This is a genomic window from Photobacterium sp. 53610 (genome assembly GCF_036409375.1).
In the GTDB taxonomy this organism is placed as follows: Bacteria; Pseudomonadota; Gammaproteobacteria; order Enterobacterales; family Vibrionaceae; genus Photobacterium.
In genome coordinates this window covers 61,226-87,248 of sequence record NZ_JAXOFS010000014.1, presented here as the reverse complement: position 1 = coordinate 87,248, position 26,023 = coordinate 61,226, and the positions used below count along the sequence as shown (strand labels likewise).

General features: G+C 51.3%; 24 protein-coding genes. 17 read left to right on the top strand and 7 right to left on the bottom strand.

Annotated features, from left to right (window positions below; genetic code table 11):
* Window positions 1-268 precede the first annotated feature (268 nt).
* The 8 genes from secE (at window position 269) to rpoC (ending at window position 12,180) form a co-directional block, all read left to right on the top strand.
* A complete protein-coding gene (gene secE / locus SPK40_RS20735) occupies window positions 269-646 on the top strand; it encodes a preprotein translocase subunit SecE (protein WP_330961753.1) in 378 nt (125 codons plus the stop codon).
* A 12-nt stretch (window positions 647-658) separates the two neighbouring features.
* Entirely contained in the window at window positions 659-1,204 is a 546-nt protein-coding gene (nusG, locus tag SPK40_RS20730) for a transcription termination/antitermination protein NusG (RefSeq protein WP_036751338.1), read from the top strand.
* A gap of 125 nt (window positions 1,205-1,329) precedes the next feature.
* Window positions 1,330-1,758: a 50S ribosomal protein L11 gene (gene rplK / locus SPK40_RS20725; RefSeq protein ID WP_248144363.1), complete on the top strand. Its 429-nt coding sequence runs from the start codon at window positions 1,330-1,332 to the stop codon at window positions 1,756-1,758.
* Window positions 1,759-1,762: 4 nt separating this feature from the next.
* The gene (rplA, locus tag SPK40_RS20720) at window positions 1,763-2,464 is read left to right on the top strand and encodes a 50S ribosomal protein L1 (protein ID WP_248144362.1); all 702 of its coding nucleotides are present in this window, start codon (window positions 1,763-1,765) and stop codon (window positions 2,462-2,464) included.
* Window positions 2,465-2,704: 240 nt separating this feature from the next.
* Entirely contained in the window at window positions 2,705-3,193 is a 489-nt protein-coding gene (gene rplJ / locus SPK40_RS20715) for a 50S ribosomal protein L10 (RefSeq protein WP_248144361.1), read from the top strand.
* Window positions 3,194-3,254: 61 nt separating this feature from the next.
* The gene (rplL, locus tag SPK40_RS20710) at window positions 3,255-3,620 is read left to right on the top strand and encodes a 50S ribosomal protein L7/L12 (protein ID WP_036751330.1); all 366 of its coding nucleotides are present in this window, start codon (window positions 3,255-3,257) and stop codon (window positions 3,618-3,620) included.
* Between the two features lie 222 nt (window positions 3,621-3,842).
* Window positions 3,843-7,868 carry a DNA-directed RNA polymerase subunit beta gene (rpoB, locus tag SPK40_RS20705; RefSeq protein WP_248144360.1) on the top strand — a complete coding sequence of 1,342 codons (4,026 nt, stop codon included), beginning with the start codon at window positions 3,843-3,845 and terminating at the stop codon, window positions 7,866-7,868.
* 94 nt (window positions 7,869-7,962) lie between these two features.
* Window positions 7,963-12,180, top strand: coding sequence for a DNA-directed RNA polymerase subunit beta' (rpoC, locus tag SPK40_RS20700; protein ID WP_248144359.1), 4,218 nt, complete (start codon window positions 7,963-7,965; stop codon window positions 12,178-12,180).
* A 212-nt stretch (window positions 12,181-12,392) separates the two neighbouring features.
* On the opposite strand, the gene rsd is transcribed toward rpoC, so the two are convergent.
* Window positions 12,393-12,878 (bottom strand): sigma D regulator, encoded by a 486-nt coding sequence (rsd, locus tag SPK40_RS20695; RefSeq protein ID WP_330961752.1) that lies wholly within the window; start codon window positions 12,876-12,878, stop codon window positions 12,393-12,395.
* A gap of 161 nt (window positions 12,879-13,039) precedes the next feature.
* On the opposite strand from rsd, the gene nudC reads away from it, so the two are divergent.
* On the top strand, window positions 13,040-13,828 hold the full coding sequence (gene nudC / locus SPK40_RS20690; protein WP_330961751.1) for an NAD(+) diphosphatase: 789 nt from the start codon (window positions 13,040-13,042) through the stop codon (window positions 13,826-13,828).
* 49 nt (window positions 13,829-13,877) lie between these two features.
* On the opposite strand, the gene SPK40_RS20685 is transcribed toward nudC, so the two are convergent.
* Window positions 13,878-14,057, bottom strand: a complete 180-nt coding sequence (locus tag SPK40_RS20685) for a hypothetical protein (RefSeq protein ID WP_248144371.1) — start codon at window positions 14,055-14,057, stop codon at window positions 13,878-13,880.
* Between the two features lie 243 nt (window positions 14,058-14,300).
* Here SPK40_RS20685 and hemE point away from each other — a divergent pair, with 243 nt between their 5' ends.
* Window positions 14,301-15,365, top strand: a complete 1,065-nt coding sequence (gene hemE, locus SPK40_RS20680) for a uroporphyrinogen decarboxylase (protein WP_330961750.1) — start codon at window positions 14,301-14,303, stop codon at window positions 15,363-15,365.
* A gap of 57 nt (window positions 15,366-15,422) precedes the next feature.
* Here the strand turns inward: hemE and SPK40_RS20675 are convergent, their stop codons facing one another.
* Window positions 15,423-16,022, bottom strand: coding sequence for a uracil-DNA glycosylase family protein (locus tag SPK40_RS20675; RefSeq protein WP_330961749.1), 600 nt, complete (start codon window positions 16,020-16,022; stop codon window positions 15,423-15,425).
* Between the two features lie 8 nt (window positions 16,023-16,030).
* Complete coding sequence (locus SPK40_RS20670; RefSeq protein ID WP_330961748.1) at window positions 16,031-16,942, bottom strand: D-2-hydroxyacid dehydrogenase; 912 nt, start codon at window positions 16,940-16,942, stop codon at window positions 16,031-16,033.
* A 68-nt stretch (window positions 16,943-17,010) separates the two neighbouring features.
* Between SPK40_RS20670 and SPK40_RS20665 the strand changes: the two genes are divergently transcribed.
* A complete protein-coding gene (locus SPK40_RS20665; protein WP_248144353.1) occupies window positions 17,011-17,598 on the top strand; it encodes a YjaG family protein in 588 nt (195 codons plus the stop codon).
* A gap of 57 nt (window positions 17,599-17,655) precedes the next feature.
* On the opposite strand, the gene SPK40_RS20660 is transcribed toward SPK40_RS20665, so the two are convergent.
* Complete coding sequence (locus tag SPK40_RS20660; protein ID WP_330961755.1) at window positions 17,656-18,720, bottom strand: hemolysin family protein; 1,065 nt, start codon at window positions 18,718-18,720, stop codon at window positions 17,656-17,658.
* A 227-nt stretch (window positions 18,721-18,947) separates the two neighbouring features.
* Here SPK40_RS20660 and hupA point away from each other — a divergent pair, with 227 nt between their 5' ends.
* Together hupA and SPK40_RS20650 are read left to right on the top strand one after the other, a co-directional pair.
* The gene (gene hupA, locus SPK40_RS20655) at window positions 18,948-19,220 is read left to right on the top strand and encodes a nucleoid-associated protein HU-alpha (RefSeq protein WP_248144352.1); all 273 of its coding nucleotides are present in this window, start codon (window positions 18,948-18,950) and stop codon (window positions 19,218-19,220) included.
* A gap of 43 nt (window positions 19,221-19,263) precedes the next feature.
* Window positions 19,264-19,935, top strand: coding sequence for a DUF1481 domain-containing protein (locus SPK40_RS20650; protein ID WP_248144351.1), 672 nt, complete (start codon window positions 19,264-19,266; stop codon window positions 19,933-19,935).
* Between the two features lie 66 nt (window positions 19,936-20,001).
* Here SPK40_RS20650 and purD read toward each other — a convergent pair whose 3' ends face one another.
* Both purD and purH read right to left on the bottom strand, forming a co-directional pair.
* A complete protein-coding gene (purD, locus tag SPK40_RS20645; RefSeq protein WP_330961747.1) occupies window positions 20,002-21,300 on the bottom strand; it encodes a phosphoribosylamine--glycine ligase in 1,299 nt (432 codons plus the stop codon).
* A 96-nt stretch (window positions 21,301-21,396) separates the two neighbouring features.
* On the bottom strand, window positions 21,397-23,007 hold the full coding sequence (purH, locus tag SPK40_RS20640) for a bifunctional phosphoribosylaminoimidazolecarboxamide formyltransferase/IMP cyclohydrolase (protein WP_330961746.1): 1,611 nt from the start codon (window positions 23,005-23,007) through the stop codon (window positions 21,397-21,399).
* Window positions 23,008-23,224: 217 nt separating this feature from the next.
* Between purH and zntR the strand changes: the two genes are divergently transcribed.
* From zntR to SPK40_RS20620, 4 genes are all read left to right on the top strand, one after another.
* The gene (gene zntR / locus SPK40_RS20635; protein ID WP_248144348.1) at window positions 23,225-23,641 is read left to right on the top strand and encodes a Zn(2+)-responsive transcriptional regulator; all 417 of its coding nucleotides are present in this window, start codon (window positions 23,225-23,227) and stop codon (window positions 23,639-23,641) included.
* Window positions 23,642-23,733: 92 nt separating this feature from the next.
* Entirely contained in the window at window positions 23,734-24,015 is a 282-nt protein-coding gene (ppnP, locus tag SPK40_RS20630; RefSeq protein WP_330961745.1) for a pyrimidine/purine nucleoside phosphorylase, read from the top strand.
* Window positions 24,016-24,508: 493 nt separating this feature from the next.
* Window positions 24,509-25,204 carry a hypothetical protein gene (locus tag SPK40_RS20625; RefSeq protein ID WP_330961744.1) on the top strand — a complete coding sequence of 232 codons (696 nt, stop codon included), beginning with the start codon at window positions 24,509-24,511 and terminating at the stop codon, window positions 25,202-25,204.
* A 111-nt stretch (window positions 25,205-25,315) separates the two neighbouring features.
* Complete coding sequence (locus SPK40_RS20620) at window positions 25,316-26,017, top strand: hypothetical protein (RefSeq protein ID WP_330961743.1); 702 nt, start codon at window positions 25,316-25,318, stop codon at window positions 26,015-26,017.
* The last annotated feature ends 6 nt before the right edge of the window (window positions 26,018-26,023 follow it).

Genomic DNA, 26,023 nt, shown 5'->3' with positions numbered 1-26,023 from the left:
GCAATCCGTGAAGGTGGCCGTACCGTTGGTGCTGGTGTTGTTGCTAAGATCGTTGAATAATATTTGACGACAAGGCACGAAAAAGGGCATCATTTGATGCCCTTTTTCTACGTTCCGCTTCAGGCTAGCGTATTTTTTGGTCAGTGTGCCGAGTAAAAAGTGCGTTAATGAATCCGGGCGTTAGGAAGGGATTCACTTAATCCTTAGAAAGCCTCGCCACCTGCGAGGTTATTTTCGTCTATATTGAGACAAGTTACAGGTTGGTTGTATGAAAGCGAATGCCGAAAACCAAAGCAGCTCTAGTAATATGGATGGCCTGAAATGGGTTGTTGTATTTGCCCTACTGGCAGCAGCGGTGGTTGGTAATTACCTGTACAGTGATGTAAATGTAGCGTTGCGCGCAACTGCAGTTGTGGTTCTGGTAGCCATAGCTGGTGGTATTGCGGCGCTTACTGCGAAAGGTAAAGCGGCGATCACTTTTGCTCGTGAATCGCGTATGGAAGTCCGCAAGGTAGTGTGGCCAACTCGTCAGGAAGCTACGCAGACAACCTTTATCGTTTTAGCTGTCACTGTCATTATGGCGTTAGCCCTGTGGGGCATCGACGGCATCATGGTCCGTTTGGTCCGCCTGGTTACCGGTGTATAGAGGTAAGAGTTCATGAGCGAAGCTCCTAAAAAACGATGGTATGTTGTGCAAGCCTTCTCTGGTTTTGAAGGTCGTGTTGCACAGTCACTACGTGAACATATCAAGATGCATGGCATGGAAGATTACTTTGATGAGGTCCTGGTACCGACTGAAGAAGTAGTGGAAATGCGTGCTGGCCAGCGTCGTAAAAGCGAGCGCAAGTTCTTCCCAGGGTACGTCCTTGTGCAAATGGTGATGAACGATGAAACCTGGCATCTGGTACGTAGTATTCCTCGTGTGATGGGGTTCATTGGCGGAACATCTGATCGACCGGCACCAATTTCCGATAAAGAAGCTGCTGCGATTCTGAATCGTCTGCAGCAGGCGAGTGAATCGCCAGTTCACAAGACAGTATTTGAGCCTGGTGAAGTGGTTCGTGTGACTGACGGTCCGTTTGCTGACTTTAACGGTGTGGTTGAAGAAGTCGATTACGACAAGAGCCGCCTGAAAGTGTCGGTTTCTATCTTCGGCCGTGCGACACCAGTTGAGCTGGAGTTTGGTCAGGTAGAAAAAAACTGACCAATAAATAATCAAGCATTATTGTCAGGGGCGCGGAATTGGACTATAATTTCGCGCCCTTTCGTTAGACGGGGAGTCTGTTTGCAGAAAGCAGACGTTCGAACCCAAATTAAGGTAATTTAGTAATGGCTAAAAAAGTAGAAGCTTACATCAAGCTGCAAGTTGCAGCTGGTATGGCAAACCCTTCTCCACCAGTTGGTCCGGCTCTGGGTCAGCACGGTGTGAACATCATGGAATTCTGTAAAGCGTTCAACGCGAAAACTGATTCTCTGGAAAAAGGTCTGCCGACTCCAGTTGTAATCACTGTTTACAGTGACCGTTCTTTCACTTTCATCACCAAGACTCCACCTGCTGCTGTTCTGCTGAAGAAAGCTGCTGGTATCAAGTCTGGTTCTGGCCGTCCTAACACTGAAAAAGTGGGTAAAGTGACTGAAGCTCAGATCCAGGAAATTGCAGAAACTAAAGCTGCAGACATGACTGGTGCCGACATCGAAGCATTGAAGCGCTCTATCGCGGGTACTGCCCGTTCGATGGGTCTGGTAGTAGAGGGTTAAGAGAATGGCAAAACTAACTAAGCGTATGCGCGTAATCCGTGAGAAAGTTGACGCTACTCGCGAGTACGACATCAACGAAGCTGTTGCTCTGCTGAAAGAACTGGCTACTGCTAAATTCGTAGAAAGCGTTGACGTTGCAGTAAACCTGGGCATCGATGCTCGTAAATCTGACCAAAACGTTCGTGGCGCTACTGTACTGCCACACGGTACTGGCCGTGACATCCGCGTAGCGGTTTTCACTCAAGGTGCGAACGCTGAAGCAGCGAAAGAAGCTGGTGCAGATCTGGTTGGTATGGAAGATCTGGCTGAACAAGTGAAGAAAGGCGAAATGAACTTTGACGTCGTTATCGCTTCTCCAGACGCAATGCGCGTTGTTGGTCAGCTGGGTACTATCCTGGGTCCTCGTGGCCTGATGCCAAACCCGAAAGTTGGTACTGTAACTCCGAACGTTGCTGAAGCGGTTAAGAACGCGAAGGCAGGTCAGGTTCGTTACCGTAACGACAAGAACGGTATCATCCACACCACAATTGGTAAGGTTGATTTTGACGCTGACAAACTGAAAGAAAACCTGGAATCTCTGCTGGTTGCGCTGAAAAAAGCGAAGCCTGCTTCTGCAAAAGGTACTTTCATCAAGAAAGTTAGCATCTCAACCACTATGGGTGCGGGTGTTGCGCTAGACCAGAACTCTCTGGACGCTAACGCTTAATATTTGCAGAATCGCTGGGATTATGTATAATCCTGCGTTTCGAATTTATGGCTAAGATCCGGGCAGATTTTCTGCCGGGGTCTTCGTCCAAGACCGTAGGTGTTCTCAGAACTTAATACTTTAACCTACGTAGACGGTGCCAGGAACATGATTGATGTATTGTCTTTCTTGGATCTGCGCCGTACAAACTCTCCTGCAATTTTGCAGTGAGTGGGTAAACACAATCCAGGAGCAAGTCCAATGGCTTTAAACCTTCAAGACAAAAAAGCAATTGTTGCTGAAGTCAACGAAGCTGCCAGCGGTGCCCTGTCTGCAGTTGTTGCTGATTCTCGCGGCGTGTCCGTGGGTGCTATGACGACTCTGCGTAAGCAAGCGCGTGAAGCGGGCGTTTACGTACGTGTTGTTCGTAACACTCTGGCTCGTCGTGCAGTAGTAGGTACTAACTACGAGTGTCTGACTGACACTTTCGTAGGTCCTACTCTGCTGGCTTTCTCTAACGAGCACCCAGGTGCTGCAGCGCGTCTGTTCAAAGACTTCGCTAAAGAGAACAAAGACTTCGAGATCAAAGCTGCTGCATTCGAAGGCGTACTGACTGATGCAGACGTTCTGGCGAAACTGCCAACTTACGACGAAGCGATCGCACGTCTGATGATGTGCATGAAAGAAGCTTCTGCTGGCAAGCTGGTTCGCACTATTGCAGCTATTCGCGATCAAAAAGAAGCCGCTTAATAAGTTTGGCTTTTCATTGGTTGCTATTTAAACTAATTGTTGACTTTAAAAGAGAATTGTTATGTCTATCACTAACGAGCAAATCCTAGACGCAGTTGCAGAAATGTCTGTAATGCAAGTTGTTGAACTGATCGAAGCTATGGAAGAGAAGTTCGGCGTTACTGCTGCTGCAGCAGTTGTTGCTGGTGGCGCTGCTGAAGCTGCTGCTGAAGAGCAAACTGAATTCAACGTAATTCTGACTGCTGCTGGCGCTAACAAAGTTGCTGTAATCAAAGCAGTACGTGGCGCAACTGGTCTGGGCCTGAAAGAAGCGAAAGCTCTGGTTGACGGCGCTCCAGCACCTCTGAAAGAAGGCGTTGAGAAAGCTGAAGCTGAAGCTCTGAAAGCTCAGCTGGAAGAAGCTGGTGCTTCTGTTGAAATCAAGTAATTATTACTTAATTTCTTAGCCTTTATGGCTATGGGCTGGTGGCTAAAAAGCCACCGGCCCTTTTGCGCTGTAGGGTAGTGGTGTTTTTCACATTGTTTTGCAACCATTTCCCATGCGTATTTACAGCCTGTAATCCAGTGCTGTCCTGCGACAAACAATGTTATTAGTCACTGCCTCTTACTAGAGGTAGTTAGGATCACTTATCAGCGATCTGAGGAACCTATGGTTTACTCTTATACCGAGAAAAAGCGTATCCGTAAGGATTTTGGTAAGCGTCCACAAGTATTGGATGTACCTTACTTGCTGTCGATCCAGCTTGAGTCTTTTGATAAGTTCATCGAGCAGGATCCGGAAGGGCATTACGGTCTAGAAGCTGCCTTTCGTTCTGTTTTCCCAATTCAGAGCTATAACGGCAATTCCGAGCTGCAATACGTTAGCTATCGTCTCGGTGAGCCGGTGTTCGATGTTAAAGAATGTCAGATCCGCGGTGTAACGTATTCTGCACCACTGCGTGTGAAACTGCGCCTTGTGATGTATGACAAGGATGCACCGGCTGGCACCGTCAAAGACATCAAAGAACAAGAAGTTTACATGGGCGAAATTCCGCTCATGACAGATAACGGTACATTCGTTATTAACGGTACCGAGAGGGTTATCGTATCCCAGCTGCACCGTAGCCCGGGTGTCTTCTTCGACAGCGATAAGGGTAAAACCCATTCCTCAGGTAAAGTGCTGTATAACGCACGCATCATTCCATACCGTGGTTCATGGTTGGATTTCGAATTTGATCCGAAGGATAACGTCTACGTTCGTATCGACCGTCGTCGTAAGTTGCCTGCGTCTATCATCCTGCGTGCGCTGGGTTATACCACTGAGCAAATCCTTGACCTGTTCTTTGAGAAGATCAATTTCGAAGTGCAGGGCAAGTCTCTGGTTATGGAATTGGTACCTGATCGTCTGCGTGGTGAAACCGCAAGCTTCGATATCGAAGCGAACGGCACTGTGTATGTAGAGAAGGGCCGCCGTATTACTGCGCGTCACATTCGTCAGCTGCAGAAAGACAACATCGACCACATCGAAGTCCCTGTTGAGTACATCGTCGGTAAAGTTGCCGCGCGTGACTACGTCAACGAAGAGACCGGTGAACTGATCGCGGAAGCGAACCAGGAACTGAGCCTGGAATCGCTGGCGAAGCTGTCTCAAGCTGGCCATAAAGCCATTCAGGTGCTGTTTACGAACGACTTGGACTACGGTCCGTACATGTCTGATACCCTGCGTATCGACAGCACGACTGACCGTCTGAGTGCTCTGGTTGAAATCTACCGCATGATGCGCCCTGGTGAGCCACCAACGCGCGAAGCGGCTGAGCAGCTGTTCGAAAGTCTGTTCTTCTCAGAAGATCGTTACGATCTGTCTGCGGTTGGCCGGATGAAGTTCAACAGCTCTCTGATTCGTGAAGAGACGACAGGTCCGGGTACGCTGGATCACGATGATATCATCGAAGTGATGCGCAAGCTGATCGACATCCGGAACGGTAAAGGTGAAGTTGATGATATCGACCACCTGGGTAACCGTCGTATCCGTAGTGTCGGCGAAATGGCTGAAAACCAGTTCCGCGTCGGTCTGGTCCGTGTTGAACGTGCAGTGAAAGAACGCCTGAGTCTGGGTGATCTGGATGCTGTGATGCCTCAGGATCTGATCAACGCCAAGCCAATTTCAGCGGCAGTGAAAGAGTTCTTCGGCTCTTCTCAGCTGTCTCAGTTTATGGATCAGAACAACCCGCTGTCAGAAGTTACGCACAAGCGTCGTATTTCTGCTCTGGGTCCAGGCGGTCTGACTCGCGAACGTGCGGGCTTTGAGGTTCGAGACGTTCACGCAACGCACTATGGTCGTCTGTGTCCGATCGAGACCCCTGAAGGTCCGAACATCGGTCTGATCAACTCGCTGTCTGTGTTTGCCCGTTGTAACCCATACGGTTTCCTGGAAACTCCATACCGTAAAGTGGTTGACGGCAAGGTAACCGACCAGATCGATTACCTGTCAGCGATTGAAGAAGGTCAGTTTGTTATCGCTCAGGCGAACGCCGTTCTGGAAGAGAATGGTAGCTTCGCAGATGAGCTGATCACTGCCCGTCACAAAGGTGAATCAGGTCTTCACCCACGTGACCACGTCCAGTACATGGACGTTGCAACCAACCAGGTGGTATCTGTGGCGGCGTCCCTGATCCCATTCCTGGAGCACGACGATGCGAACCGTGCCCTGATGGGTGCGAACATGCAACGTCAGGCTGTACCGACACTGCGTGCAGACAAGCCGCTGGTTGGTACAGGTATCGAGCGTGCAGTAGCAGTTGACTCCGGTGTAACTGCGGTTGCTAAACGTGGCGGTATGGTTCAGTCCGTAGATGCATCTCGTATCGTGATTAAGGTCAACGAAGACGAGCTGGTACCAGGCGAAGCCGGTATCGATATCTACAACCTGACGAAATACACCCGTTCTAACCAGAACACTTGTATCAACCAGCGTCCGACTGTGATGCCGGGTGAACCTGTTGCACGTGGTGACGTGCTGGCAGACGGTCCTTCAACGGACCTGGGTGAACTGGCTCTGGGCCAGAACATGCGTATCGCGTTCATGCCTTGGAACGGTTACAACTTCGAGGACTCCATCCTGGTGTCTGAGCGCGTTGTTCAGGAAGATCGCCTGACGACTATCCACATTCAGGAACTGTCCTGTGTGGCGCGTGATACCAAGCTGGGTGCTGAAGAAATCACAGCAGACATCCCGAACGTGGGTGAAGCGGCCCTGTCCAAACTGGACGAGTCCGGTATCGTGTATATCGGTGCGGAAGTGAAGGGTGGCGACATTCTGGTTGGTAAGGTAACACCGAAAGGTGAAACTCAGCTGACGCCGGAAGAGAAACTGCTGCGTGCAATCTTCGGTGAAAAAGCCTCTGACGTGAAAGATTCGTCACTGCGTGTACCGAACTCTGTGTCTGGTACCATCATTGACGTTCAGGTCTTCACACGTGATGGCGTAGAGAAGGACAAGCGTGCACTCGAAATTGAAGAGATGCAGCTGAAAGAAGCGAAGAAAGACATCACCGAAGAATTCCAGATCCTGGAAGGTGGTTTGCTGGCTCGTGTCCGTACTTTGCTGCTGTCTGCCGGTTATGATGACGCGCGCGTGTCTTCAATGGACCGTGAGAAGCTGTTCTCTCAGACATTGGATGACGAGTCTCTGCAAAACCAGCTGGAGCAGCTGGCAGAGCAGTACGACGAGCTGAAAGCTGAATTCGATAAGAAGTTCGAAACCAAGCGCCGTAAGATCACTCAAGGTGATGATCTGGCACCTGGCGTCCTGAAGATCGTCAAGGTCTACCTGGCCGTGAAGCGTCGCATCCAGCCTGGTGATAAGATGGCCGGTCGTCACGGTAACAAGGGTGTTATCTCGAAGATCTGTCCGGTTGAAGACATGCCTTACGATGAGAAAGGCCAAACTGTCGATATCGTACTGAACCCGCTGGGTGTACCTTCGCGTATGAACATCGGTCAGATTCTGGAAACTCACCTGGGTCTGGCAGCGAAAGGTATCGGTGACAAGATCAACCAGATGCTGAAAGAACAGCAGGAACTGCACAAGTTCCGCGAGTTCCTGCAGAAGGTTTATGATCTGGGCGATACCCGTCAGAATGTGGACATTGCGTCCATGACTGATGAAGAAGTTCGTACCCTGATTGAGAACCTGCGTGGTGGTCTGCCAATCGCGACACCTGTCTTTGACGGTGCGCCAGAGTCTTCAATCAAAGAGCTGCTGAAACTGGGTGACCTCCCAGAATCCGGCCAGCTGACTTTGTTTGACGGCCGTACCGGTGAGCAGTTTGAGCGTCCTGTAACCGTAGGTTACATGTATATGCTGAAACTGAACCACCTGGTAGACGACAAGATGCACGCGCGTTCTACTGGTTCGTACAGTCTGGTTACTCAGCAGCCACTGGGTGGTAAAGCTCAGTTCGGTGGTCAGCGCTTCGGTGAGATGGAAGTGTGGGCACTGGAAGCTTATGGTGCCGCTTATACGCTGCAGGAAATGCTGACTGTCAAATCGGATGACGTGAATGGCCGTACGAAGATGTATAAGAACATCGTCGATGGCGATCACCGTATGGAACCAGGTATGCCGGAGTCCTTCAACGTACTGTTGAAAGAGATCCGCTCGTTGGGTATCAACATCGAGCTGGAAGACGAGTAATCCTGACTTCGTCAGGGACTCTTGAATCCGGTATCAATATGAAGGCGCCGCCGCCCCGGCGCCTTTATGGGTCAACTCCTCACAGGAGCCGAATGTGAAAGACTTACTTAAGTTTCTGAAAGCACAGCACAAGACCGAAGAATTTGATGCGATCAAAATCGGTCTTGCTTCACCTGACATGATTCGTTCATGGTCTTTCGGTGAAGTGAAAAAGCCAGAAACCATTAACTACCGTACCTTTAAGCCTGAGCGTGACGGTCTGTTCTGTGCACGTATCTTTGGCCCGGTCAAAGACTATGAATGTCTTTGTGGTAAATATAAGCGCCTGAAGCACCGTGGCGTGATCTGTGAAAAATGTGGTGTAGAAGTTACTCAGACCAAAGTACGTCGTGAGCGTATGGGTCACATTGAGCTGGCTTCACCTGTTGCCCACATCTGGTTCCTGAAATCACTGCCATCCCGTATCGGTCTGTTGATGGACATGCCGCTGCGTGATATCGAGCGTGTGCTTTACTTTGAATCTTATGTGGTTATCGAACCAGGCATGACCAATCTTGAGCGTAGCCAGCTGCTGTCAGAAGAACAGTACCTGGACGCGCTGGAAGAGTGGGGCGATGAGTTCGACGCGCGCATGGGCGCGGAAGCAGTGAAAGCACTGCTGGCCAACATGGATCTGAATGCTGAAATCGAACTGATGCGCGAAGAGCTGGAAGAAACCAACTCTGAAACCAAGCGCAAGAAGCTGACCAAGCGTCTGAAGCTGGTTGAGGCATTCGTACAATCCGGTAACAACCCAGAGTGGATGATCCTGTCTGTACTGCCAGTATTGCCACCGGATCTGCGTCCGCTGGTACCGCTGGACGGTGGTCGTTTCGCGACTTCTGATCTGAACGACCTTTACCGTCGTGTGATCAACCGAAACAACCGTCTGAAGCGTCTGCTGGATCTGGCTGCCCCAGACATCATCGTACGTAACGAAAAACGTATGCTGCAGGAGTCTGTGGATGCGCTGCTGGACAACGGTCGTCGTGGTCGTGCCATCACTGGCTCGAACAAGCGTCCGCTGAAATCTCTGGCTGACATGATCAAAGGTAAGCAGGGTCGTTTCCGTCAGAACCTGCTGGGTAAGCGTGTTGACTACTCAGGCCGTTCGGTAATTACCGTAGGTCCATACCTGCGTCTGCACCAGTGTGGTCTGCCGAAGAAAATGGCGCTGGAGCTGTTCAAACCGTTCATCTACGGCAAGCTGGAAACTCGTGGTCTGGCGACCACCATCAAAGCTGCCAAGAAGATGGTTGAGCGTGAAGAAGCTGTCGTTTGGGATATCCTGGACGAAGTGATCCGCGAACACCCGGTGATGCTGAACCGTGCACCGACACTGCACCGTCTGGGTATTCAGGCATTTGAACCAGTACTGATCGAAGGTAAAGCGATCCAGCTGCACCCGCTGGTCTGTGCGGCCTATAACGCCGACTTCGATGGTGACCAGATGGCTGTTCACGTACCGCTGACGCTGGAAGCCCAGCTGGAAGCGCGTGCGCTGATGATGTCGACGAACAACATTCTGTCGCCAGCATCCGGTGATCCAATCATCGTACCGTCTCAGGACGTTGTACTGGGTCTGTACTACATGACCCGTGACAAGATCAACGCGAAAGGCGAAGGCATGTACCTGGCTGGCTCTGCTGAAGCAGAGAAGGCTTACCGTACCGGCAACGCCGAGCTGCATGCCCGCGTGAAAGTCCGTATCACTGAGCACGTGAAAAACGAGCAAGGTGAGCTGGTGAAAAACACCCAGCTGGTGGACACCACTGTTGGTCGTGCCATGCTGTGGCAAATCGTGCCGAAAGGCCTGCCGTACAGCCTGGTAAACAGCGAAGCGCTGGGTAAGAAGCAAATTTCGAACCTGCTGAACACCTGTTACCGTGAACTGGGTATGAAGCAGACCGTTATCTTTGCTGACCAGATCATGTACACAGGTTTCGCCTATGCGGCCCTGTCTGGTGTATCTGTTGGTATCGACGATATGGTTGTACCAGAAGCGAAGTACACCAAGATCGCCGAAGCGGAAGCTGAAGTTGCTGAGATTCAGGAACAGTTCCAGTCAGGTCTGGTAACAGCCGGCGAACGATACAACAAAGTGATCGATATCTGGGCAACCGCGAACGAGCAGGTTGCAAAAGCGATGATGGATAACCTGTCATTCGACACCGTGATTAACCGTGACGGTGAAGAAGAGCAACAGAAATCGTTCAACAGCGTATACATGATGGCCGATTCAGGTGCGCGTGGTTCTGCCGCTCAGATCCGTCAGCTGGCAGGTATGCGTGGTCTGATGGCGAAGCCAGATGGCTCGATCATCGAAACGCCAATCACCGCGAACTTCCGTGAAGGTCTGAACGTACTCCAGTACTTCATCTCAACCCACGGTGCGCGTAAAGGTCTGGCGGATACGGCTCTGAAAACAGCGAACTCCGGTTACCTGACTCGTCGTCTGGTAGACGTGGCACAGGACGTTGTGATCACTGCAGACGACTGTGGTACACACGCAGGTATGACCATGATGCCACTGATCGAAGGTGGTGACGTGAAAGAACCACTGCGTGATCGCGTACTGGGTCGTGTGGTAGCTGAAGACGTCCTGAAACCAGGTACGGAAGAAGTTCTGGTTCAGCGTAACACCATGCTCGATGAGAAATGGTGTGACATCCTGGAAGAAAACTCTGTCGACCAGGTGAAAGTACGTTCTGTTGTGACCTGTGAAAACGACTTTGGTGCTTGCCGTAACTGTTACGGTCGTGACCTGGCTCGTGGTCATCTGGTGAACCAGGGTGAAGCGGTTGGTGTTGTTGCTGCACAGTCAATCGGTGAACCGGGTACACAGCTGACGATGCGTACGTTCCACATCGGTGGTGCGGCGTCGCGTGCTGCGGCAGAAAACAGCATTCAGGTGAAGAACAAAGGTTCTCTGAAGCTGCACAACGCCAAGTTCGTAACCAATAACGACGGCAAGTTGGTGATCACTTCACGTGCTGCTGAAATGACAGTTGTGGACGAGTTCGGTCGTACCAAGGAAAGCTACAAGCTGCCTTACGGTTCGATGCTGAGCAAAGGCGACAACGATGCGGTTAACGCTGGTGAAGTTGTGGCGAACTGGGACCCGCACACCATGCCAATCATCACTGAAGTAGCAGGTCACCTGCAGTTCGTGGATCTGATTGACGGTGTAACTGTCTCTCGTCAGACCGATGAACTGACTGGTCTGTCTTCTATCGTGATCCTGGATGGTGCAGAGCGTACCGGTACCGGTAAAGACATGCGTCCGATGGTGAAACTGGTTGATGACAAAGGCAACGATGTCATGATCCCAGGTACCGAGATGCCGGCTCAGTACTTCCTGCCTGGTAAAGCGATTGTCCAGCTGGAAGATGGTGCTGCTGTAGGTATCGGTGACACCCTGTCTCGTATTCCTCAGGAATCTGGCGGTACGAAAGATATCACCGGTGGTCTGCCACGCGTTGCTGACCTGTTCGAAGCGCGTAAGCCGAAAGAACCTGCAATCCTGGCGGAAATCACAGGTGCAGTCTCCTTCGGTAAAGAGACCAAAGGTAAGCGTCGTCTGATCATTACTCCATCTGAGGGTCAGCCATACGAGGAAATGATTCCTAAATGGCGTCAGCTGAACGTCTTCGAAGGCGAGAAAGTTGAGAAAGGTGATGTCATTGCCGATGGTCCAGAAGCGCCGCACGATATTCTGCGTCTGCGTGGTGTGAACGCGGTAGCGGAATACATCGTGAACGAAGTTCAGGAAGTTTACCGTCTGCAAGGCGTTAAGATTAACGATAAGCACATTGAGACTATCGTTCGTCAGATGCTGCGTAAGGTTACCATCACAGTTCCGGGTGACTCTGAGTTCCTGGAAGGCGAGCAGGTGGAATTCTCCCGCGTGAACATCGCGAACCGTCAGCTGATTGCCGATGGCAAACAGCCTGCACTGTTCGAGCGTGATCTGCTGGGTATCACCAAAGCGTCTCTGGCCACTGAGTCCTTCATCTCTGCTGCGTCGTTCCAGGAAACGACTCGCGTACTGACTGAAGCGGCTGTTGCTGGTAAGCGTGATGAACTGCGTGGTCTGAAAGAGAACGTTATCGTGGGTCGTCTGATCCCAGCTGGTACTGGTTTCTCTTATCACCTTGAACGTCAGCGTCGTCGTGATGCTGATCTGGCTCCGGTTGAGCCTCAGGTTGATGCCGAGCAGGCATCTCAGGACCTGGCGGCACTGCTGAATGCTGGCCTGAATGATGAAGACTAAGTCCGGCGCGTCTTTCTGACAAACCGAGATTAAAAAAGGCACCCTCCGGGGTGCCTTTTGTTTATCTGCTGTTTTTCATCGTGAGGTCATGAAAGATATGGTCTGAGAAAATTGTGCGATGTGAGGGAGTTTCAGGCAGACAAAAGCAAGGCTGGCAGTCAGAGCGGCTGACTGCAGCAGTGGTCGGGACTCACAGCGTCAAACCGCTGTGATTATGCGCCGGGCGGAACCGACAGGCTTTCGCTGATCAGTTCAATCAAGTCATCTTCCAGTTCAAAGCGTAACTCAATTTTTTCCCCAACCGTAGACAGCTGCTGATCGAAATCATCCCAATCTTCACTGTCATCTGTGATCTCGCAATAGCGGTCGGCAAAGTTCAGTAAAGGGTCGGTTGTGTTGGTGATTTGATGATAGAGCTGAGAGATTTCGGTGGTGGGGGAGTAGCCGGTGGCCTGCCATCTAGCCATCACTTTATCGTAGATCTTAAAGTGGCCTTCAGAGATATAATCGACCAGTTGTTGGCAGAAGAGCTGAAGTTGGGCAGACGTGGGCAGTTGCCGGGCCTTGGGTTCGAATGGAGGCAGACCCGCCAGCTTGCAGTAGTCGATCAGCAACTGCTGCCTCGACATGAGCCAGTGATCGATGACATCATTACTGCCACCCCATTGTTTTTGCACTTGTTCGAATTTACTTAGCATGACCATGTCCTCATGATCGCCCAGCATGTTGCATGAGCAGAAAACAATTCCTGTCAAACTCTTAGACGCTCTAAGAGTACCATGTATGGCAGAGCCAAATTCCGTTGTTACGTTTAGATTGCCAGCAAAACAAAACCCCTGCAAGGAGAGAGGAATAGCCAATGTCAAAAAAGCAAGATCCCGCCTATTGGTGTGTGACCCGAGATCGCCGGATATATCTGGTGGATGGTAAGTTACCACTTACGGCAAACCCACCTTTCGACCTGGATCAAGCACGATCGCGGACGATCGGAGAGCATCAGGGATGCGCGGTGAACTGGCTGGAAGATCCCGGGACGCTGCCAGAGAAATATTTTTATTCTCTGAGGGAATTGTTGGGGGAAGAGCCGGATCTCTTTATGCTGGCCGGAAAAGCGATGCAATTGGCTCACATGTGCGAGAGTCAGAGATACTGCCCGGAATGCGGTAGTAAAACAGAGCTTGCGAAGCAAACCCTGGCGATGCAGTGCCAGTCTTGCCTGCAGTTTCATTACCCCAGAGTGTCTCCGTGTATTATTGTGGCCGTGCGAAAGGGCGATCAGATTTTGTTGGCACAGCATCCCCGTCATAAGAGTGGGATGTATACGGTGATCGCGGGTTTTGTCGAGGCTGGTGAAACGCTGGAAACCTGTGTTGCGCGCGAAGTGGCGGAAGAAACAGGCATTCAGTTGACCAATATCCGGTATTTCGACAGCCAGCCCTGGGCGTTTCCGTCCAATCTGATGATGGGCTTTATGGCGGATTATCAGAGTGGTGATATCCGCCCGGATTATGAAGAGCTGGTGGACGCCCGGTGGTTCAGGCACGATCAGCTGCCGCCTGTCGCGCCACCGGGCACAATTGCTTTTCGTCTGATCCAGGCGACTTGCGATGCCATCCGGCAGGAAGCCGCAGTTCGGGAGGCTGATTAATCAGTCAGCGGAGATGTCCCGGATTGACCGGGAATTGGAGTATCTTCATTTATTCCGGGTGAGTTTCCGGAATCGCCCGGAAAATGGCTTTTGAGTGCTTGATCAGCTGGACGGCATATTGTGGTGACACGCTGTACAGCTGGCCTTTGCTTGCTTTAAAAGCGCTCTCCCAGCATCGGTCTTTATACACACCAGACTCAGTAAATTCGATCACAACTTGCAGGTTCATAGATCCTCCAATTCTTTGCATCGCCGATATTGGCGTCTTTTGACATTAACAGAGAATTGATAAAGAACTGATTAAAAAATCTGCAACATTAGATGATCAGAAATGAAATAAATTTCCCACATCGGGTCAGGTGATCCAGGATGTGCTCCGGTCAGCATTAATTACGATTTGGCGGTCATACATGGCTGCTGTTACCGGGGCAGAGTGTTACAATACCGCCACTTATTTGCCAGGATGTTGACAATGACAGAATTGAAAAACGATCGTTATCTGCGTGCTTTGCTCAAGCAACCGGTTGACTGTACGCCTGTTTGGATGATGCGTCAGGCGGGCCGTTATCTGCCTGAATACCGGGCGACCCGGAGCCAGGCCGGTGACTTTATGTCGCTGTGCAAAAATGCGGAACTGGCCAGTGAAGTCACGCTGCAGCCATTGCGTCGTTTTCCTCTGGATGCGGCCATTCTGTTTTCTGACATCCTGACCATACCGGATGCCATGGGCCTGGGACTTTACTTTGAAGCGGGTGAAGGGCCGAAATTTCAGCGTCCGATCAGCTGTAAAGCGGATGTCGACAAAATCGGAATCCCGGATCCGGAAGGCGAACTGCAATATGTGATGAATGCTGTCCGTCAGATCCGCAAAGACCTGCAAGGTGAAGTACCGCTGATTGGTTTCTCCGGCAGCCCGTGGACACTGGCCACGTATATGGTGGAAGGTGGCAGCACCAAGGCATTCACCAAGATCAAAAAGATGATGTATGCCGAGCCTGCAGTATTGCATGCTTTGCTGGACAAGCTGGCAGACAGCGTGATCTCGTATCTGAATGCGCAGATCAAAGCGGGTGCTCAGTCGGTGATGGTGTTTGATACCTGGGGTGGTGTACTGACGCCACGTGACTACAAACTCTTCTCGCTGCAGTACATGCATAAGATTGTGGATGGTCTGATCCGTGAAAACGAAGGACGCCGTGTACCCGTGACTCTGTTCACGAAGAACGGCGGCATGTGGCTGGAAGCGATTGCAGCAACGGGCTGTGATGCTGTCGGTCTGGACTGGACGATTGATATTGCGGATGCCAAGCGCCGGGTGGGCGATAAAGTTGCCCTGCAGGGCAATATGGATCCTTCGATGCTGTATGCATCTCCTGAGCGGATTCGCGAGGAAGTGGCAGGTATTCTGTCTGGGTTTGGTGAAGGCACCGGTCATGTCTTCAATCTGGGCCACGGGATTCACCTCGACGTACCGCCGGAAAATGCCGGGGTCTTTGTTGAGGCGGTGCATGAGCTGTCAGCGCCTTACCATAAGTAAGCAGACCGCGTTATCAGCAGTGAAAAGCGAGCCCGATGGCTCGCTTTTTTGTATGCGTTATAAGCCCAGATGCTGGTGGACATAGTCCCGGATGTAAGGCACAACTTCGGCTTCAAACCAGGGATTTTTCTTCAGCCACAGCGTATTGCGGGGCGAAGGATGAGGCAGCGGCAGGTAAGTCGGTGCCCATTGCCGCCAGGCCCGGACCGTCTCGGTCAGGGTTTTGGGTTTGTCGGGCAGATAATAGTTCTGCGCGTACTGCCCGACCAGCAGCGTCATTCCGATATTGGGCAGTAAGGGCCAGACCTGGCCGTGCCACTGAGGGGCGCATTCAGGTCTGGGCGGCAGATCGCCGCTTTTGCCTTTTCCCGGATAGCACAGTCCCATGGGCATGATGGCGATGCGGCTGGGATCATAGAAGGTCTCCCTGTCGAGTTCGAGCCAGCGGCGTAGCCGGTCACCGCTTGGATCATTCCAGGGAATTCCTGTGTCATGCACCCGAGTGCCCGGCGCCTGACCGACAATCATCAGCCGTGCTTCACTGCTGGCCTGAATGACCGGACGCGGTCCGAGCGGCAAGTGGGCCTGACACAGCGTACACTGACGGATCTGATGTAATAACGCGGGCAAGGCGTTCGGGGCTGGATTTGTTTTCATCGGCAGGTTTAATAACCCCGCTCAAAATCAATCTGAAATTGCAGTGGCTTTCCTTCAACATAGCGCAGGTAGTTGGTTTTGAATATCTCCATCACCTGTTCCGGGAAGCTCTCGGCAGCAATATGTGGTGTAACCGTAATACGCGGATGCTGCCAGAACGGATGCGTCGCAGGCAGTGGCTCCTGCTTAAAGACATCCAGAAAAGCGTGTGCCACGGCACCACTTTCCAGCGCCTGAATCAGGCCCGGTTCGCAGACGGCATTGCCGCGGCCGACATTGAACAGCAATACATCCCGGCAGTGGCTCAGACTCTCTGCGTTGAGTACATCATTGCTCAGTTCTGTGGCGGGCAGAATGGAAACCACGATATCAGCCTGCGGTAATACCCCGGTCAGCTGTTCGATCGGGAAGACCCGGGCAAAGCTGTTATTCGGGGTCTCACCGGAGCGGTTCACACCATAAATCGTCATACCGAGTGCCCGGGCTGATTGGGCCAGGTGCTGGCCGATGGTGCCGGTACCCAGGATCACCATGGTTTTACCAGCCAGGGAGTTGTAGTGATGCTGCCGCCATATTCCTTGCTGTTGTTGCTCATGATACCTGGCAAAATGCCGCTGGTGGCTGAAGAGGAGACCCAGGACATACTCACTGATCAGCTGGCCGAAGAGACCACGGATATTGGTCAGGGTGTAATCTTTCCGTAATCCGGGGCGGATGAGGGCATCAATCCCGGCATACGTTGACTGCACCCAGTGCAGGTTTAAAAATTCTTCCAGTCTGCCTGTCAGCAGCGGCGGATCGGCCAGAACCAGGGTCGCTTCCGCCGGATTGTCTGTCAGTGCCAGTTCCGGAAGTGCGGCGTTTTCGATGAGTTGACGGTACAGCTCGTACCGCCGGGAGATAATACAGAGTTGATGCATGGCTTTTTCCTTTTGCACAGGCAGCTTATCAAGTAAAATTCAACCAACGCTTTCAGACAGATTATCCCATGCTTAAAAATCCAATTCAGCTTCGCTTAGAAAAATTTGAATCCTGGCAATATCTTACATTTATGGCATCGCTGTGTGAGCGGATGTATCCGAACTATGCGTTCTTCTGCCGTGAGACCGGGTTTGCCGACCCTCAGCCTTACCGTTTAATTCTCGACAGTGTCTGGGAAATTCTGACGGTAAAAAATGCCAAGATCAATTTCGAGCGCCAGCTGGAGAAGCTGGAAGAAATGGTCCCGGCGGCGGACGACTATGATTTGTATGCCGTCAGTCCGGCCATTGATGCCTGCGTCGCTCTGTCTGACGTACTGCATGCGCTGCTGGATCGTGATCAGATCCCTGAGATTGCGCTCAGCATCAGTTCACTGTCGGTTGAGACGGTAGTAAATCTGGAAGAAGCGCAGACAGGTGAAGCGATTACCAACGAGAATCAGAAGGAAAATCAGGCCGTCTGTGAAGAGTGGGATGTCCAGTGGGCGATTTTCCGTGCGCTCAAAGATGCGGAAAGCCGGGATATTGAACTGATTAAAGATTTGCGCAGAGAGCTGCGTGAGGCTTGTGTCAGCAACATTGGCATTGCGCTCTGATGTGAGTCATGCACAGCATTTGAAGGAACGGCAGGAATGATTTCCTGCCGTTTTTCTTTACGGGGTATCGTCCTCGTCGCGGTTTTCGATGACATTGTGTTTTTTCTTCCAGCGTTCCCAGCGCTGAAAAGCGAGCTGCTGCATGCTGGTGCTGATGTCGGCTTCATCGACAATTTCCTCGCCGACCAGACTCTCGAAGACGTCTTCCAGCGTGACCAGCCCCATCACCGTCCCATATTCATCCACAACCAATGCCAGTTGGGCCCTTGCCTTCATCAGCTTCTCAAAGGCAACCGGAACGGTATCAATATTCATCACGACCGGCAGCGGGCGCATCATTTCGCTGAGGAGGATGTTGCCCCGGCCGCTCTGGCTCTCGGCAAACAGTTCCAGCCGGTGAACAAACCCCAGGATATTGTCCTTGCTGCCCCGGTAAATCAGCGGGCGTGAGAACGGGCTGTCTTTGGCTGTGGCTAGAAACTCATTGATGGTCAGATTGTCCTCGACCCGAAACAGTACCGGACGGGGCGTCATGATTTTGGTGACGCTGACATCACAGAACTGCAGCAGGTTATGCATGATTTTTGACTCGCCTTCGGCCAGTTCACCGGATTCTTTGGCCAGCATCGCCATAGCCGACAGTTCATCACGCAGTTTGGGGGGCTGGTGGCCCTGCGACAAGCGGCGGGTGATCTGCTCGGAGACCCAGACAAATGGCCGTAACAGCCAGACCATGACACTCAGTACCCGGGCGGTCAGCGGCGCCAGCTGGCGCCAGTAGGTGGCTCCAATGGTTTTCGGAATGATTTCAGACAGCAGCAGAATGCCGACTGTCAGTGCAGCGGAGAAGACGCCCAGCCATTGGCTGCCGAAAACCACCGCAGCCTGAGCACCCGCCGTTGCAGCACCAATGGTATGGGCGATGGTGTTCAGGGTCAGAATGGATGCCAGCGGCCGGTCGATGTTGTCTTTCAGCTCTGTCAGTTTGTCAGCCATCGGGTGGGACTGCTGACGCAAAGTGCCGACATAACTGGGGGAAATGCTCAGCAAAACGGCTTCAAGGACGGAACAGATAAATGAAATACCAATCGCAATCGCGATGTAAAGGGTCAGAAGTATCATGCGGTTTAGACAGCTCTCATCGGAAAAATCACCCCATTTATTGGTGTTGTACGGAGCAAAAGCAACCAGCACATTCTTCAGGATAGTAACAATTTGTGAACTTGCGCTCAGTTTATGGTTAAAGAGCCCGCAGCCGACCACAGGAAGACAGACAAACCTTTGCCACATGGGCTTCTTTTGAATTAGAGTGGATGCGTCTGAAGAAAAAACCTTAGAAGGGAAACCGAATGAACAAGACCCAACTGATTGAACTGATTGCTGAACAAGCGGATCTGACTAAAGCGCAAGCGAAAGACGCGCTGGAATCTACTCTGAGCGGCATCACCGAAGCACTGAAATCCGGTGACCAGGTTCAACTTATTGGCTTTGGTACATTTAAAGTAAACCACCGCGCTGCACGCACTGGCCGTAACCCACAGACGGGTAAAGAGATCCAGATCGCAGCGGCAAACGTACCAGCTTTCGTAGCCGGTAAAGCGCTGAAAGATTCTGTAAAATAATCTCAACTCCGTCGACGATCCTTCTCGGCGGAGTTTTTCTTTTATGAAACGAACCTGCCTGATTTTTATTTCTCTCCTCCTCACTGCCTGTGGCAGTACGCTCATGACACCCCATGCACTTTCTTCGTTAGAACGCCTGAGTGGCGGCCAGGTCGCCGGTGACGCATCGTCTCTGTACTGGGCCGGGATCCGTCAGTCCAGACCTGAATTTTTATCTGAACGTGTATGGATGGGTGAGTATGGTGAATACCAGACTGAATACCGCTGGCGGGAAGGACAACTGCGTGAGCTGAAGCGTACAGGAACGGCGCTGAAAGATGATGCGCTGCAGCCGTTTGAGCTGCATGTGCGTTATGATCAGCACGGCGAGGCGGTTTTCCAGCGTTACAAGGTGGGAGAGAGTGTTTTTCCGCTGTCGGATACGCAGCTTCATCAGCTCAGCCAGCAGGCTGAACAGGCGATTGCTGTGGTGAAGGCACAGTCCCGTGACGGTCTGGAGCTGATGCAAGGGGTATGGGACGGACAGCGTTTTATCCGTTGCAGCGATCACTCTGAGCACAAGGTGGACTGGCAGCATATCCCGGTAAAACCCGGTTATGTTGCGATGGTGGCGAAGTCTGATGGCCGTGGCAAGCTGACCGCAGATGCGGTGTTGCTGAGCCGTGTTTCTTCCCAGCAGTGTCTGACAAAGCCGGTTTTACTGGATGCTTCCTGAGCGTGAGAACACACCCGAATGAAACAAAGGCGCCGTCAGGCGCCTTATCTTTATCCGACTGTGTCATCAGCCATTGGATGATTGTTGCTCACGGGCAATGGCACGGTAACCAATGTCATCGCGGTAGAAAACACCATCCCAGCTGACTTGTTTCGCCAGGGCATAAGCGCGTTGCTGGGCTTCAGAGACGGTTGTCCCCATCGCTGTGGCACACAGCACACGACCGCCGTTTGTTACAACCTGGCCGTCTTTGCTGGCCGTGCCGGCATGGAAGATTTTCTCGGCATCGCCATCCTGCTCAGGCAGGCCGGAAATCACGTCCCCTTTGTTGTAGGCAGACGGGTAACCGCCGGCGGCCAGCACGACGCCAATGGCGGCACGCGGGTCCCACTGGGAATCAACGGTATTCAGTTTACCGTCCACCGCAGCCAGGCACAGCTCAACCAGATCGGATTGCAGGCGCAGCATGATTGGCTGGGTTTCCGGATCGCCGAAACGGCAATTGTACTCAATGACTTTCGGGGTACCGTCGGCCATGATCATCAGACCTGCATACAGAAAACCGGTATATGGGTTTCCTTCCGCGGCCATGCCTTCAACGGTTGGTTTGATCACTTCATCCATCACGCGCTGGTGGATTTCAGGTGTGACAACCGGTGCAGGAGAGTATGCTCCCATACCACCGGTGTTCGGGCCGGTGTCGCCGTTGCCGACGCGTTTGTGGTCCTGACTGGTGGCCATCGGCAGGATGTTTTTGCCGTCAACCATGACGATAAAGCTGGCTTCCTCGCCATCCAGAAATTCTTCGATGACCACACGGTGACCAGCTTCGCCGAATGCATTGCCGGCCAGCATGTCACGTACTGCGGCTTCCGCTTCTTCCAGGGTCATGGCGACAATCACGCCTTTCCCGGCAGCCAGACCGTCGGCTTTCACGACAATCGGGGCGCCTTTTTCTTGCAGGTAGGCCAGCGCGGGTTCAATTTCGGTGAAGTTCTGATATTCCGCGGTCGGGATCTGATGACGGGCCAGAAAGTCTTTGGTGAAGGCTTTGGAGCCTTCCAGCTGCGCTGCCGCCTGTGTCGGACCGAAAATCGGTAAACCGGCCTCGCGGAAGGCATCGACGACACCGATCACCAGCGGCGCTTCCGGACCGACGATGGTCAGCGCGATTTCATTTTCTTTGGCAAATGCCACCAGTGCCGGGACATCTTCAACACCAATCGCAACATTTTCCAGTTTTGGCTCCAGTGCGGTACCTGCGTTGCCCGGTGCAACGAAGACTTTTTCGACCTGTGCAGACTGTGCCGCTTTCCAACCCAGCGCGTGCTCGCGGCCGCCGTTACCAATCACAAGAATTTTCATGCTCAGTCCTTTACCTCGTGAGATGGAGGAAAGCCCCTGATTAGATCAGAGGCTGAAATACGCAGGAAGGCGCCGAATGGACGCCTTCGGGAAATGTTAGTGACGGAAATGACGCATGCCCGTGAAGACCATCGCCATGCCGTGTTCATCGGCAGCCGCAATGACTTCTTCGTCGCGCATCGAACCGCCCGGCTGAATCACGCAGGTGATCCCAGCTTCAGCGGCGGCATCAATGCCATCGCGGAACGGGAAGAAGGCATCAGACGCCATCACACTGCCAGCCACTTCCAGATTTTCATCTGCGGCTTTGATGCCCGCGATTTTCGCAGAATAAACGCGGCTCATCTGGCCCGCGCCCACACCAATGGTCATATTGCCTTTGGCGTACACAATCGCGTTGGACTTGACGTATTTGGCAACTTTCCAGCAGAACAGCGCATCACGCAGTTCTTCTTCGGTCGGCTGGCGTTTGGAAACGACTTTCAGATCGCTCTGAGTCACCATCCCCTGATCACGGTCCTGAACAAGCAGACCGCCGTTTACGCGTTTGACGTCGAACCCAGTCGTTTTGCTGTGCCACTGACCACATGCCAGCAGACGGACGTTCTGTTTGGCAGAGACCACTTCGGCCGCTTCAGCACTGACGCTCGGGGCAATAATCACTTCCACGAACTGGCGGTCGATAATGGCTTTTGCCGTTTCGGCATCCAGTTCGCCGTTGAATGCAATAATACCACCGAAGGCTGACGTCGGGTCGGTCTTGTAGGCGCGGTCATAAGCTTCCAGCAGGGTTGCACCCAGTGCAACACCACAAGGGTTAGCGTGTTTGACGATGACACAGGCCGGCTGGTCGAATTCTTTCACGCATTCCAGTGCGGCATCGGTATCCGCGATATTATTGTAAGACAGCGCTTTGCCTTGCAGCTGGCGTGCGGTTGCCACAGAGGCTTCCTCAGGCTGGGCTTCCACATAGAACGCAGCATCCTGATGGCTGTTTTCGCCATAACGCATGTCTTGTTTTTTGATGAACTGCTGGTTGAAGGTGCGCGGGAATTTCGATGCCTCGTCGCCTTCTTGCGCTTGTTGATGAACAGCAGGGTCCCCATATGAAGGGAGCATGGTGCCAAAGTAGTTGGCGATCATGCCATCGTAAGCAGCGGTGTGTTCAAATGCGGCAATGGCCAGATCAAAACGGGTGGCATGGGTCAGAGAGCCGTCGTTGTCGGCCATCTCCGCCAGCACGCGGTCGTAGTCGTGTGCATTGACCACAATGGTGACGTCTTTGTGGTTTTTCGCTGCGCTGCGTACCATCGTCGGGCCGCCGATATCGATGTTCTCGATCGCATCTTCCAGCGTACAGCCTGGTTTGGCGACGGTTGCTGCGAACGGATACAGGTTCACCACCACCATATCAATCGGTGCAATGCCATGCTCAGCCATGATTGCATCATCCTGACCACGACGCCCCAGCACGCCACCGTGTACTTTCGGGTGCAGGGTCTTCACGCGGCCATCCATCATTTCAGGGAAGCCGGTGTAGTCGGAAACTTCAGTAACCTGAATGCCCTGGTCAGCCAGGAGGCGGGCAGTCCCACCGGTGGACAGAATATCGACGCCACGGTTGGCAAGAGCTTGTGCGAATTCAACAATTCCCGTTTTGTCTGATACGCTGATCAGAGCACGGCGAATAGGACGAGCGTTTTCCATTGCTACCATCTCTTTGATTGCGGTGAATTATTTGCCAAAAGCTGACCAGAAACGTACGGTTGCCTTTGGCAAATAGCCTCATCCGGCAGAGTGGACGGGATTGAGTGATGGCGCGTATTTTACATGATTCCCTGCGTTGCGCAAACGTTTGCCTTGGGCGTTTTTTGTCTGGAACGGTGTGTCTGCAATGGTAGGAGGAGAGGAGCTTTGAAACCCAATGGCTAGGTATTTGATTGGACAGCTGGCTAAATTGTGCGACGTCAGCAGTGACACCCTGCGGTTTTATGAAAAAAACGGCTTGCTGGTGCCCAGGGAGCGCAGTGAAGGCGGATACCGTCTGTATCATGAGGAAGACTTATCTCGTGTCCGTTTTATTTTGCGTGCAAAGGCGGTCGGGCTCAGTCTTGAGGAAATTCGAGAACTGCTGACCATCCGTCTGGAAGCCGATCAGCACAGCTGTGCTGAGGTGAAAGCGATTACCCAGGCTAAGCTCGAAGACATTGATGCCAAACTGGCAGAGCTGCAGCGGATTCGACGCGCTCTGAAGAAGATTAATGATGCCTGTTGCGGGGAAGCAGACGATGATGCCAGCCATTGTTCGATCCTCGAAGCCCTGGCGGATGAACCCCACTGAGCCGCCGTTTTCCGGACATAAAGAAAGAGGTATGCGCCCCTCATGAACTGTGGTAGCGTGAGGCATCCAGCTTTTTCAGGATAAGGAATATCATGCTGAATACGAACGAATATTTTGATGGAAATGTAAAGTCAATTGGCTTTGAAGCGCAGGGTGCGCGCAGCAGTGTTGGCGTGATGCTGCCTGGCAATTACACTTTCTCAACCGCGGCGCCTGAGCGCATGACGATTGTGAAAGGGACGATTACCGTGAAGCTGCCGGGCCATGTTGAGTGGGAAACCTACAACGCCGGTGACGACTTTGAAGTACCAGGTGATGCCGCTTTCGATGTTCGCATTGAAGAAACCACCGCTTATTTGTGTGATTATTTGTAAGCTAGTTAAATCAGACCGGGTCGGATCCATACCGATCCGGTGCTGTCAGTATTGAATCCCTTGTGCGTATCCCACTCTCTTCTCCCTATTTTGATGTATTGAAGCTCGCTCCTAAATCAAGCTTTGCATTCAGTGTGGCTCTGGGTTTTTAAATGAGATCTCATTTGATAAATTGATTAGAGCTTGTTTTGTGTTATCCGTTTAATGTGCCTCTTGGAACTGACTTCAAAAATAAAATCATGTTCCATCAACGAAAGTGATTATCCTCCCATTTAAATATATCAATCAAAGGACATCTAACCTGGAATAACCCCCAACAGTTTATAATTCTGATATAAATCTCGTAGTGTTGATATCGAACTAAAAATGAACGATCAATCTGCTGCTGAAAATAGATACTTTAAAGAAAGTAAAACACTCATTGAATCATTTTCAAAATAAATATCTAAATACAAATTTCGAACATATGAGTCATACGTTTAAGGGCCCCTCAATGAGTGAAACACAAGAACACAGGACAATTGTCGAAATCAGTGACGAACAAGTGAAAGCAATGAAAGCGCAGCTGAAAGACGCGCCTGTATTATTTGAATGGACCACGAGAGTCACGACAGATAAATTTCATCAAGGTATTAATGTTTTTCTAAGTTCAATTCTGGGAGGAGTGTTTTTTATTGCAAGTTATGATCCTGGAAGTCTTTCGAATATTTTTAAATTTTTGATTTGTTTTGGAGTGGGATGGATGTGTTGGGCATTTTTACATTATTTGGTATGTGCACCAGTAATTTATCACTATCAATTAACCACGCTTGGGATCCGTTATACACGACTCGAAGATATTCCAGAATCTGCTTATAGTGTTGTGCGAAAACTCGCCTATGTTGGCATTGGTGTTTGTATCATTTCTGTATTTATTTTTGGGCCGTTTGCTTTTGTTGGGGCAGGCGGTATGGCACTGATGGCTTTTAACTTCACCGGTTTTGAAAAGAAAAAAGAGGAATTTACTGCTTTATTTTATGAAAAAGGTAAAGTCGCTCTTCATCCAACAAAGAGGTGGATTAAGATGAGGGCGGATGTATCATCGTTTGCCTTTTACCATGAAGTGAACTGCCGTCCAGAAGAATCGGACTTTGTTTTAGCTGCGATTCTTGAATTCGCTGATGGGTATCAGCTGGTGGATGAAATTTAGATATCTGACAGATAAAAGGACGATGCAATATGGGATTTTCTTTCATTGTAATCAGAAATCTTGTTGTCATGTACGGATTGGACATGAATCATCCATTTTAAGGGCCCCTCAATGAGTGAAACACAAGAACACAGGACAATTGTTGAAATCAGTGATGAACAAGTGAAGGCCATGAAAGCGCAGCTAAAAGACGCGCCTGTATTGTTTGAATGGACAGCAATAGTCACAATCGATAAATTTCGACAAGGTTTTTATATTATGATCAGTGTTCTCTTTGGTGGGATATTCTTTGCTGCCAGTTATGAACCTGGCAGTTACTGGTTTTTGCCAAAACTTTTGCTCTGTTTTGGTTTAGGCTGGGGATGGTGGATCTTTTTAAAGAATTTTGCTTGTTCGCCTTGGGTTTATCACTATCAATTAACCGCGCTCGGGATCCGCTACACCCAACTCGAAGATATTCCAGAATCTGCTTATAGTGCCGTGCGAAAACTCGCTCGTGTTGGCATTGTCGTTTGTATCCTTTCTGTCTTTATTTTGGGGCCGTTTGCTTTTGTAGGCGCTGGCGGGATGGCACTGATGGCTTTTAACTTCACCGGTTTTGAAAAGAAGAAGGAGGAGTTCTCAATCTTATTCTATGAAAAAGGTAAAGTTGCTGTCGATCCAACCAAGAAGTGGATATCTGTCGGAGCTGATGTGTCAGCGTTTGCTTTTTATCAAGAAATGAACTGCAATCCAGAAGAAGCGGATGTTGTCCTGGCGGCGATTCTTGAATTCGCAGATGGGTATCAACAGGTGGATGATATTTTTTCCTGACCCAAT